The 11,506-nt window shown below is 69.8% G+C and carries 10 protein-coding genes; 4 read left to right on the forward strand and 6 right to left on the reverse strand.

Annotation, left to right across the window (positions count from 1 at the left end; translation table 11 throughout):
- Positions 1–93 precede the first annotated feature (93 nt).
- Entirely contained in the window at positions 94–813 is a 720-nt protein-coding gene (locus MFF06_RS17755) for a GNAT family N-acetyltransferase (protein WP_238206390.1), read from the reverse strand.
- 410 nt (positions 814–1,223) lie between these two features.
- Here MFF06_RS17755 and MFF06_RS22710 point away from each other — a divergent pair, with 410 nt between their 5' ends.
- From MFF06_RS22710 to MFF06_RS17780, 3 genes are read left to right on the forward strand one after another with little or no spacing between them, the layout of a single operon-like run.
- Positions 1,224–5,630: an autotransporter outer membrane beta-barrel domain-containing protein gene (locus tag MFF06_RS22710; protein WP_283207287.1), complete on the forward strand. Its 4,407-nt coding sequence runs from the start codon at positions 1,224–1,226 to the stop codon at positions 5,628–5,630.
- A 14-nt stretch (positions 5,631–5,644) separates the two neighbouring features.
- Positions 5,645–6,235: an invasion associated locus B family protein gene (locus tag MFF06_RS17775; protein WP_238206392.1), complete on the forward strand. Its 591-nt coding sequence runs from the start codon at positions 5,645–5,647 to the stop codon at positions 6,233–6,235.
- Positions 6,236–6,290: 55 nt separating this feature from the next.
- Positions 6,291–6,788, forward strand: a complete 498-nt coding sequence (locus tag MFF06_RS17780; RefSeq protein WP_238206394.1) for a peptide deformylase — start codon at positions 6,291–6,293, stop codon at positions 6,786–6,788.
- Between the two features lie 30 nt (positions 6,789–6,818).
- Here the strand turns inward: MFF06_RS17780 and MFF06_RS17785 are convergent, their stop codons facing one another.
- The 4 genes from MFF06_RS17785 to MFF06_RS17800 form a co-directional block, all read right to left on the reverse strand.
- On the reverse strand, positions 6,819–7,073 hold the full coding sequence (locus MFF06_RS17785) for a hypothetical protein (protein ID WP_238206403.1): 255 nt from the start codon (positions 7,071–7,073) through the stop codon (positions 6,819–6,821).
- 173 nt (positions 7,074–7,246) lie between these two features.
- A complete protein-coding gene (locus tag MFF06_RS17790; protein WP_238206405.1) occupies positions 7,247–7,714 on the reverse strand; it encodes a hypothetical protein in 468 nt (155 codons plus the stop codon).
- Positions 7,715–7,815: 101 nt separating this feature from the next.
- The gene (locus MFF06_RS17795) at positions 7,816–9,309 is read right to left on the reverse strand and encodes a hypothetical protein (protein ID WP_238206407.1); all 1,494 of its coding nucleotides are present in this window, start codon (positions 9,307–9,309) and stop codon (positions 7,816–7,818) included.
- Positions 9,310–9,455: 146 nt separating this feature from the next.
- Positions 9,456–9,614, reverse strand: coding sequence for a hypothetical protein (locus tag MFF06_RS17800; RefSeq protein WP_238206409.1), 159 nt, complete (start codon positions 9,612–9,614; stop codon positions 9,456–9,458).
- A gap of 391 nt (positions 9,615–10,005) precedes the next feature.
- On the opposite strand from MFF06_RS17800, the gene MFF06_RS17805 reads away from it, so the two are divergent.
- Complete coding sequence (locus MFF06_RS17805) at positions 10,006–10,191, forward strand: hypothetical protein (RefSeq protein ID WP_238206411.1); 186 nt, start codon at positions 10,006–10,008, stop codon at positions 10,189–10,191.
- 82 nt (positions 10,192–10,273) lie between these two features.
- On the opposite strand, the gene MFF06_RS17810 is transcribed toward MFF06_RS17805, so the two are convergent.
- Positions 10,274–10,609, reverse strand: a complete 336-nt coding sequence (locus MFF06_RS17810) for a PilZ domain-containing protein (protein WP_238206413.1) — start codon at positions 10,607–10,609, stop codon at positions 10,274–10,276.
- Positions 10,610–11,506 lie beyond the last annotated feature (897 nt).

Genomic DNA, 11,506 nt, shown 5'->3' on the forward strand with positions numbered 1-11,506 from the left:
GCGGCTCTGTGCGCGGGAGTACAATAGAGAAGTTTTGCAAACGCAAGCGCCCGTTTGCAGGATCTTGCAGAATGCCCCCGTTCTGTCAGCCGATCATTGGGGCTCGTCCTTCCCTCTCCCGGCGGCGCCCGTCCCGGCCAGACGGGCGAAGCCGACACGGCGGACGAGGCCGAACCCCCATTGGCGGCTGGTGCGGCGGGACCAGGGCACGAGCCCCGCCCGCTCCGCGCCAGTGAGCGAGGCGGGATTGTCGGCATCGATGTAGACCAGGAGATAACGCATCCCCATCGCCGCCGCCCGGCCCGCGATGAGGTCCATGGCGACGGCCATCAGGCCGAGCCCCCGGTGGGACTCGGGCGTGTAGGCATTCTCGATCAGGCCCTCGTCCGCGGCCAGGACGGGCAGGGCGCCGGCCCGGCGGATCGCATCGCCGTAGCCGGGCTCCGTCAGCCACTGGACGTGGCAGGGCAGGCCGGAGCGCCCGTCCACCAGGACGAAGCAATGGCTGCGCAGGATCCCCCGGGCCACGGCACCGAGCCGCCACAGGGTGTCGGCCCGCGCCGCCCCGGAGGCCGCCCCCCCGTCCTCCGGGAAGAGGGTCGAGAGATCCGCCTCCGCCCACGGCCGGAGGCTGACCGGGATCCGTGCCGGCGGCGGCTCCCGCGGCAGGCCGAGGTCGCGCCGGAGGCCGATCGCCACGGTCTTCGAATGGATTCCCAATGCCAGCCGGTTAGCGAGCCGCCCGCGCCACGCGGCAAGCCCCCGCGGGCGCGACCCGCCCTCTCCCCCCTCCGCGCCGGCTCCCCACGTCATCCACCCGCTCCTTTCACCGAACTCTGAAGGCCAAGGTTCCGGCGCCGAGTGTGAAGCGCCGGATCTGGAGCGCCAAGCCTCCAGGCCCGCGCGACCGTATCAATGCTTGGCGGTGCGACAGCTTTCATTGGGCGCATCTTTTTCCATGGCAAGTCATCGCGCCAAATGAACTATTTTGTACTATTCCGCAACTTGAGATGGGAGCGCTTCGTACTTCGATGCTTGATCGCCATGACTTGCCACAGATCATAATAATTTGCAGTTGTAATTATGCAACTTGATAGATTTTAGTCAATATAACTCTCCAAAATGATGATATTTGTGTTATGTCCCGGTCAATCTAGCGCCGATAGCGCAAATTTTCCTGCATAAGTATTGAATTTGAGAATATGAATAGAGATAGACTGGCCATGTCTTCGCTCGCCGCCACCGATGGTGGCCTGTACTTGCCGGCGACGAAGCCGTGCCAGCATCGCCGGGCCGGATCCGTCGGCGTCTCCTTGATCGCCCTCAGCTTGGCCCTGGCCGCCTCCGAGGCGCGCGCGGCCTGCACGCAGGACGTGAACGATCCGAGCGCCGTGGCCTGCGGCAACACGACCCTCGGCGCCGGCCAGTACATCGGCCCGACGCAGAACGGCACCACGCTCACCTCGGTGACGATCAACAACGGCGCGACGGTCGATAGCCAGAGTTCGGCGATCAGCCTCGGCGACAACGTGACGGTCACGATCGGCGCGGGGGCGACGGTCCACAGCCATAGCCAGACGGCGGGGCCGACCGGAATCGGCGCCAACACGATCGAGGTCGGCAACAACGCGACCATCGACGTGTCCGGCGCGCTCATCACGGACGGCAACGGCATCCCGAATAGCGGGCAGGGCGACGAGGTCATCAACCCGCGCGGCAACGGCAACACGATCATCATCCGGCAGGGCGGCTCGATCACCTCCCTGAACAATTCCACGCCGACGATCTGGTTTCAGAACGTCGCGGGCAGCAACAGCCTGCCGAACACCGTCACCAACGCCGGCCTGATCCAGGCCGGAGACGGCTCCGGCCAGGTGGTCGGCAACAGCGGCAACGTGGTCATTAACTTCACGAACGCGGCCGGCGGCGTCGTCAACGGCAACCTGGTCCTCGGCGACGGCGCGGACAGCGTCACGCTGCAGGGTGGGTCGAGGTTCAACGGCAGCATCAACATGGGCGGCGGCGACGACGCGGTCACGCTGTCCAAGGGCTCCACGATCGCCGGGAACATCGACGGCGGCGGCGGCGCCAACGCCCTGACGCTCACGGGCAATGCCAACGATCCCGGCGCCTCGTCGCTGATCCAGGGGAGCGTCAGCAACTTCTCCTCGCTGACCAAGACCGGCACCAGCACCTGGACCATCGCGGGCAGCCTCGACGGGCTCGGCTCCAACGCCGCCGTGATCACCGTCGACCAGGGCACCCTGCTCCTCACCGCGAATAACTCGGGCTTCCAGGGCAGCACCACGATCAATGCCGGCGGCACGCTGCAACTCGGCAACGGCGGCACCACGGGCTCCCTCGCCTCGTCGATCGTGACCAACGGCACGCTGGCCTTCAACCGCAGCGACGCCGTCACCTACGGTAACGCCATCGTCGGCACCGGCACCCTCGCCCAGAACGGCAACGGTCTGCTGACCCTGACGGGATCGAACGGGGTCGGGAGCCAGTTCACCGGCACGGCGGAGGTCAATTCCGGCATCCTCGCGGTGAACGGCACCTTCGGCGACACGGCCGGCAACAGCGCGGTCGTGAACGTCAGGAGCGGCGGCACCCTGCACGGCTCGGGGACCATCGCAGGCTCCGTCAACGTCGCCGCCGGAGGCACCGTCTCGGCCGGCAACTCGCCCGGCACGCTCACCGTCGCGGGCAACTACACCCTCGCCGCCGGCTCGACCTCGCTGTTCGAACTCGGCACCCCCGGCGTCGTGGGCGGCGCCACGAACGACCTCATCAACGTCGGCGGCAACCTTACCCTCGCGGGCACGCTCAGCCTCGTGAGTTCGGCCAACGCCGCCGCCGCGCCCGTCGCGGGCTACTACCGGCTTTACAATTACGGCGGGACGCTCACGGGCGGCTTCGGCGGGATCACGTCGCCGAGCCAGCAGCAGACCTACACGGTGCAGACCTCCATCGCGAATCAGGTGAACCTGATCGTGTCCAACAACGGCCAGGCCCTGCAGTTCTGGGACGGGACGGACACGACCGGCGCGGGGCCGGGCGGCCAGGGCGGCACGGCCACCTGGACCGGCACGGCCACGAACTGGACGGGCGGGCCGACCAGCACCATCAACGCCCCCTGGCAATCCGGCGTCGGCATCTTCGGCGGCACCGCCGGCACCGTCACGGTGGCGGGCGCCCAGAACTTCCAGGGCCTGCAGTTCACCGTGGACGGCTACGTCCTGACGGGCGGCACCCTGAACCTCACGGGCGACCCCTTCTCCACGCCGAACCAGAGCTTCGTGACCGTCGATGCCGGCGTCGGCACGACGATCGGCAGCGTCATCACCAGCACCGGCGGCGCGTTCGGCCTCGACAAGCTCGGCGCGGGCACCCTGACGCTCACCGCCGCCAACACCTACACCGGCCCCACGAGCGTGACCCAGGGCACCCTGGTCCTCGCCTCCACCGGCTCGCTGCTCTCGAACGTCGCGGTGGCCAACGGGGCGACCTTCCAGAACGCCGGCTCCGTCGCGGCGGCGGTCGCCAACGCGGGCAGCTTCACCAACACGGGGACGGTCGCCGGCCTCACGACGAACAGCGGCACCCTCGCCTCCACCGGCACCCTGGCGGGCGGCCTGACGAACTCCGGCAACGCGCAGGTCTCTGGCACGGTGGCCGGCCCCGTCGCCAACACCGGCACCATCCAGTTCACCGGCCCCGTGACCGGCATCACCACGCTCGCCAACGATGCCCTCGTCGATCTCGGCGGCACCGCGTTGAGCCTCGGCGCCCTCTCCGGCACCACGGCGAGCGCCGTGCTGCGCAACGGCCAGCTCACCGTCGGCTCCGACAACACCTCCACGACCTACGCCGGCATCGTCGCCGACGGCGGCTCGGCCACCACCCTCACCAAGGTCGGCACGGGCACCCTCACCCTGTCGGGGACGAACAGCTACACCGGCGCCACCACCGTGGGCGCCGGCACGCTCAACCTCACGGGCTCGCTCGCCTCGGCGGTGACGGTCGCCTCGGGCGCCCTCGTCACCGGCACCGGCACGGCGGGCGGCCTGTTCGTCCAGTCGGGCGGCGCGGCGGCCCCGGGCACGGTCGGCGGCCTGGGCACGCTGAACGTCGCGGGCAACGTGACCTTCGCCGCCGGCTCGACCTACCGGGTCGATGCCAACGCCGCCGGCCAGTCCGACCGGATCGCCGCCACCGGCACCGCCACCCTCCAGGGCGGCCTCGTGCAGGTCACCGCCGGCACCGGCCAGTACGCCCCGGCCACCCGCTACACCATCCTCACCGCCACCGGGGGCGTGTCCGGCCGGTTCGCGGGCGTGACCTCGAACTTCGCCTTCCTCACCCCGAGCCTCGCCTACGACGCCAACAACGGCTACCTCGTCCTGACCCGCAACGACATCCGCTTCGCCTCGGCGGCCTTCACCCGCAACGAGGCCAACGCGGCGGTCGCGATCGAGGCAACCGGCCTCGGCGGCCGCCTGTACAACGCGGTCGCGGCCCTCTCCGCGCCGCAGGCGCGCCAGGCCTTCGATGCGCTCTCGGGCGAGATCCACTCCAGCGCGATCGCCGGCCAATACGAGACCGCCTATCTCGTCCGCGAGGCGATCCTCGATCGCCTGCGCTACGGCCAGATCGGCACCGCCGGGATCCAGGGGATCGGCCAGCGCTACGCGCCCGGCACCACCCTGCCCACCACCTACAGCGCCGACCTGCCGGGGGCGATGCCCCTGCGGGGCTCCGTGGCCCCCGCCCAGCTCGTCCAGCCCGAGGGCATCGTCGCCTGGGGCCAGGGCTTCGGCTCCTTCGGCTCGGTGGGCGGCAACGGCAACGCCGCCCGCCTCGACCAGCAGACCTCCGGCTTCGTCCTCGGCGTCGACACCCGGCTCGACAACGGCTGGCGCGTGGGCGTGGCCGGCGGCTACACCTACACCGCCCTCGACGTGACCCCGCGCCAGTCCACCGGCACGATCGAGACCGGCTTCGGCGGCCTCTATGCCGGCACGAACTTCGACGCGGTGCAGCTGCGCCTGGGCGGTACCTACGGCGGCACCAGCCTCTCCACCCGCCGCGCGGTCATCTTCCCGAACTTCGGGGAGAGCGAGACCGCCCGCTACGGCGGCAGCCTCGGCCAAGCCTTCGGCGAGGTCGGCTACCGCCTCGGTTCGACCGAGCGCTATATCGAGCCGTTCCTCGGCGCCGCCGCGATCCACATCGCGCGGGATTCCTTCAGCGAGCGTGGCGGCGTCGCCGCCCTGACCGCACGGGGCCGGGACTACGACATGGGCACCACGACGGTGGGCGTGCAGACCCAGGCCCGCCTCGACGGGATCCTCGGCCAGGGGACGCCCTTCTTCCTGCGCGGCCTCGTCGGCTACCGCCGGGCCTTCGGCGACGTCGATCCCTCCGCCCTCTACTCCTTCGGCGCGGCGGCCCAGCCGTTCCTGGTCTCGGGGGCGCCGGTGGCGCGCAACACCCTGGTGGCCCAGGGCGGGATCGACTGGCAGGTCGGTCCCTCGACACTCCTGTCCATCGCCTATACCGGTCAGGTCGGCAGCCAGCGCCTGCAGGATCACGGCGTGAAGGGCAGCCTGCTGGTCCGGTGGTAGGGAGGCGGGGATCCATGCCGACGATCACGATCCGGGGCCGGGGGCGCGCCCCCGGTGCGGTCCTGGCGGGCATGGTCGTCCTCGGCCTGACGGCGGCGCTTCCGGCCCGGGCCCAACCCGCGGCACCGGCCAAGCCTGCGCCGCCGGTCTCGGCCGAGCCGGGGGCGACCACCGCGAGCTACGGCGACTGGCTCCTCCGGTGCCAGCGGGGCGGTTCACCGGAGAAGCCGGTGCGGGTGTGCGAGGCCATGCAGTCGATGCAGGTGAAGGGGCAGAACCAGCCCATCGCGCAGATCGCCATCGGCCGCGCGGGGACCGGCGAACCGCTGCAGGTCACCACCATCCTGCCGCCCAACGTCATCTTCCCCTCCAGCGTGCGGGTGCAGCTGGACGAGAAGGAGCCCGGCCTAGAACTCGCCTGGCGGCGCTGCCTGCCGGGCGCCTGCGCCGCGAGCGCCCCCGCCGGGGACGACGCGATCAAGCGGTGGCGCGCCGCCACCGTTCCGGGGCGGATCGTCTTCCGGAACGCCGGCGGGCAAGATGTGGCGATCCCGCTCTCGTGGCGCGGGCTGCCGCAGGCGCTGGACGCCCTCGCCAGGGAATAGCGGCGGCCCGATAGAAGGGCGCGTCACCGCATCACCGAAGGTGGATGGACCCGCCATGCCCGCGCGCGCCCTCGTCCTGTACCCCGATCCCCGCCTCTCCCTGCCGGCGGCTCCGGTCGAGACCTTCGGCCCCGATCTCGCCGCCCTCGCCGAGGACGTGCGGGACACGCTGATCGCGGTCTCGGCCCTCGGCCTGACCGCGTGCCATCTCGGCATCCTCCGACGCGTCGTCGTGGCCCGGCTGAGGCCGGAGGATGCGCCGAAGGTCTACGTGAATCCGGAGATCGTCGCGGCCTCGCCCGAGACGGCGGCCCATGACGAGGGCAGCGTCAGCATGCCGGGGGTTCGCGAAACGATCCTCCGGCCCGCCCGCGTCACCCTGCGCTACGCCGACCTCGGCGGCGCACCGCACGAGGAGACGGCGGAGGGGTTCGCGGCGGCGATCCTCCAGCACGAGATCGACCAGCTCGACGGGATCTTCTGGATCGACCGGCTGTCGCGGCTGAAGCGGGATCGCCTGCGGAAGCGCTTTTCCAAGATCGGCACCGCCTGATCCGCCCGGCCCGGACCGGGCCGGCGCGCCTCACAGCCGCCGCGAGGGCGTCGCCATCCGGGACGGGCCGAAACGGTGCCTGTCCCCGCCGCGATCCCGGGCGAGGCGCTCGGCCTCGGCCTTCCAGGCATCGCGCTCGATCTGGACGGCCTCGATGAGGGCATGGAGGTTGCCCGCGTCGATGGCGGTCTCCACCAGCATGTCCTGGGCGGTGGCGAGTTGGTCGCGCAGCTCGGCGTTCTCGTTGGCGAAGGCCAGGAGCAGCACGATCAGGTCGTCGTCCATCGGTGACTTTCTCGTGCCGTCCGTCCCGGTGCCGGGACCGGTCAGCGGGCTCGGGGAGCGACGGGTTGGAGGATGGCCCGCCACGGGAGGAGCCGCGAAGGGGGCGGGGAGCCCGGCCGCGCGGTCCCGCCCCGCTCGGGGCTCGCGCCCGGCGCGGACGCGGGGAGGGGGCTTTAGACGCGCGGGCTGCGGCTTGCCCGGAGGGCGCGCCGCCGCAAAGCGATGTCCGGCACGAAATCGCGATCCGTCAGGGCCGCCGCCACCACGGCGAAGAGGCCGCCATGGAGGACGAGGGCGGCGAGGCCGGGCTCGCGGGGCACCCAGAGGGCGAAGGCGCCGACGATCATCAGCGGGGGGCCGGCCACGTAGGCGAGGCCACGCCAGAAAGCGGCGGGCCGGGCGAGGCGCCACGCGCAGGCGGCGAAGGCGGTGAGCGCGAACCCGCCCTTGAGAGCGGCCATGAATCGCATCAACCGGAGGAAATCCGCATCCCGGGTCGCGGGCTCGGCGCCCTGGAGGAGGGCCACGCCCGCGACGAAGGCGAGGGCCGACAGCAGGGCGAGGGTCAGGCGCGACCGCCGCCAGCGGGCCTGCGGGCCGGCGGGGACCGCTGCGATGTCCGTCGTCGCTCCGGCTTGCATGCGCCCCTCCTGTCAGGTCCATGGCCTACATCGGCGGCGCGCCGTTGACCATACGGCTCGCCGCCGTCCGGGATCCGGCCGGCGAGGGGCGGGACGCTCCCTCAGGCGAGGTGGCGCCCCTCGTGGTTGCCCCACTGGAGGTAGTGGGTGAGCGGATCGACATGCGCCGCCGCCACGTCCGGGTTGGCCGCGAGGTAGGCGGCGGTGTTGAAGTCGGCCGAGGCGTTCCGCCCCTCCTTCCAGCCGAAGGCGTCGTAATGCGCCAGCGGGTCGACATGCGCGGCGGCGACGTCGGGGTTGTGGGAGAGGTAGTAGGCGGGGTCGAAATAGGCGTCCGCCTTGCGGTTCTCGTGCCAGCCGTAGGCCGCATAGTGCTGGTAGGCGAAAGCGAAGCTGTCTCCGCCGGAGGCGAGGGCGGCTTTGGCCACGTCCGGGTTGGCGAGGAGGTAGTACTCGGCGTCGAAGGAGCCGTGGTTGAAGGAGCTCGAATTGCCGATGGCCGCGTAGATCTGGCGCCCCTCGAACTGGCCGTAGGCGAGATAGTGCGCCAGGGGATCGATCCCGGCGGCCTTCACGTCCGGATTGTGCAGGAGATACTGCTCGTTGTCGAAGGCGGCGGAGGGGTCCCGGCCCTCCTTCCACCCGTAGGTGTCGTAGTGCGTCAGCGGGTTCGGGCCGGCCTTGGCCACATCGATGTTGGCCGCGAGATAGCCGGTCGTCGAGAACAGGGCGTTGGGATCCCGGCCCTCGTGCCAGCCGGACTGGTTGTAATCGGCCACCGGATCGAGTTGGGCGCGGGCCCCGCTCTGGTTGGCCTGGGCGTAGAAAAGGGAATCCACGAGCACCGTGCCGCCGGCGCTTCCGAAGGTCTTGAGCCCGAGATCGTGCAGGATCGCGAGGTCGAGGTTGGAGATCGGGATCGTCGTGCCGAGGGGCGCGCCGTAGCCGGCCATCAGGTCGAGGGCGAGGGGATCGCGCGTGCTGTTCCCGAGGTGGTAATACTGTTCGGCATTGTGCTCCGTCGTGACGCTGACCGGCCCGCCATAGACCGCCTGGGCGGCGCTTCCGGTGAAGGTCGCCGTGCCGTCGGCGTTGAGGTGGACGAGCCGGTCCCAGGGCGATTCCGCGCCGGAGAGCGCGCCGGTGTCGGGGTCCCGGAAGCCGGCGATGCCGAGGCCGTGCCCGATCTCGTGCTCCAAAATCTGGATCGCGCCGATCTTGTTCGTCGGCAGGCGGGACGGGTGCGAGGGATCGGGATCGATGAACAGGTACCGGTCGATGAAGGCCGGATCGATGGTGATGAGGATATCGGGATCCGATCCGTTCTGATCGACCCCCGTGAGGAGTTCCTGTTCGGCACCGCCCCGGTAGATTCCGTTCGCCCCGTCCTGGCCGACGTAGACCGACACGGCGGGACCGCCATTGGCCGTGCCGATCGACGTATTGCTCGACACCGTAATCTGGATATCGATCGTGCCCTTGCCGTAAATATTGGCCGACCACGCCGCGACTGCGGCGTAAGCATTACTCAGCAACGCTGTGTTATAGGAATGCCCGGCCGTGTCGATCAAGGTGACGGTGCTGCTAAAAGCCATTCCAAACGTCCCGTGATCCGAACGGATGGATGGCTAACACAAGTGATGGCCTGCAGGAGAGGCGATCCTTTGCGAAAGGTTAACGCGACGACTTGTGTGTCGGCATCGACACAGTGCATCGGAAGGCGGGCGGCGGGGTGCGCGGCTCAGGCCACGAGCACGAACCCGGCGCCGACGAGTCCGAGGCCGGCCAGGAACAACCCCCCGCTCACCGTCTCAAACATCCGGCGACGGCGGGGAGAGCGGCGGGCGGCGACGGCCACGCAGGATCCGATGACGAGACAGGCAACGCCCAGCCAAACCATGACGCCCCTTCCGAGCGATGAACGCGCGAGCCTAGCAGGCGCCGGCCGCGCCGACGCCGGGTGGCCGGGCTTTGTCGACAGAATTCGCGCGCTTTCGCCGCACCGGGCCGCGCCGCCGGGGCGGCGAACGGGGAGCGGACGGGCGGGCGGAGGACGCCCAAGGGCGCCCTCCGGGCCCCATCACCGCGAGATCGGGCGGGTGCGCCACTTCAACAGCTTGCCCACGGCGATGCCGAGTGGCACCGACAGGGCCAGCCAGTTGCGAAGGAACCGCAGGGCTTTCGGCATGTTCGCTCCTTGGACCAGGGTCATCGAGGCTGCTGGGACCGGGGCGACGGATGCCGCCCCCGGCCTGCGCGCCCGGTCATAGGCGAACCGATCAGGATCGAACGTGTTCCTCGATCACGAACAGAGACCGATTCCGCCCCGCTGGGAGCCCCCCGGCCGGAAGTCGGCCGGGCGGCGCGGCGAGAACGCCGCCATCACGCTGATCCTGCTCATCTCCCTCCTCGGCTTCGTGACGCCGGTCGCCGGGGGCACCCTGGTGGCGATGGTGATGGCGATCTTCGGACGCTGAACGCCCCGTCCGGCCGCTGCGATTCGCCGGATTTCGCCACGAACCGCCCCCCGCGCGCCTCCGCACAGGCCGCGCACGGCCCTCAGGAGCAGAACAGGACGCCCGCCGTCCGCCCCTTGCGCCAGATCAGCTTGACGCTGAACCGGAGGCCACCCTCCTCCAAGGCCAGATCGAATGTCGGGCTCAGCAAAACCACGTGGCTGCCGAGAAACTCCAGCATCGCCCCGTCATCGGAGATATTCCCGATCCGGCAGGGAAATCGTGTGCCATTGTTCTGCTCGGCGAAAGCCAGGAGCGAGGTGGCCCGCCGCTCGGACTTGCGCCGTTCGACCAGTGAGATCTGTGGCCTGATGGAACTGGGCATGGCGCAGAACTCGCGGTCCACAGCCGGCTTGGCGTTATCTCGGTAAAGTTGCATGCACTCCGTAACGGAAGATTTAACGCATCTCTGGGTTGGAGACAGTTTTCCGAGGAAAGCGGTTCAATCCCAACGGAAGACCTAGAACCGCCACGAGACGTGCGATATTGTGCCGGTACTCATCATCGGCGGGGAGCGTCGGCCACGGCCGATTCCCGGTCGATGGGAGGATACGCGAGGGCAGGGGAACGTCGCGAGGGGCAATGCACGGGGCGTTCCGCACGATTTGCTGCGGCACCCACTGTGCAAAGTTTCTTAATTGACGTTATGTTGCCGAAATTCGTCGGTGAGATGGCGGCGAGGAAGCGTCAAGCTTTTTCGCTTAGGGTCCCGCCAGACGCACCTAAAGGGTTCGACCATGCACTGGACCGCAGTCGTCCTAGCTGCCTATGCCGCCGGCTTCCTCGAGTTCTGGCGCCTTTGTGACGCGGCTCCCGCCGCCAAGGACGAAGCCGTAGACGCGGCCTGAAATCACGCGCGCCTGACACGGCACCGGTCGTCAGCGAGTCGCCCCCGCCTCTGGTGATGGGTCAGCATGACGGCGACGGAGCGCCGAGCCCACGGTTCACCCAGACACGCGCGGCCTTGCATCACGACCGAACCGCCACCGAAGGATCGCCCACAGGGTAATCCTTCGCGCCGTGCGACTGGCGGCGCTTGTCCAAATCCCTGCGCAAGACCGGTGCCAGACCCAGTCGGAGGTCCTTGCTAATTCGCCTGCACAACCCGGCGACGGCGCGTTCGGTTCCCACCGATCGGTCCGCCCCGTCCCTGAGACGAGGCGGCATTCCCGTCCGTCAGCGGCTCCCACGCTGGGCGAAGACGGCGGGGACGGTACGGACGAGGATGAGGAGGTCGCGGGCGAGGCTCCAGCGGCGGGCGTAGTCGAGGTCGAGG

Origin of the sequence: Methylobacterium aerolatum (assembly GCF_022179085.1) — a bacterium.
GTDB lineage: Bacteria > Pseudomonadota > Alphaproteobacteria > Rhizobiales > Beijerinckiaceae > Methylobacterium > Methylobacterium aerolatum.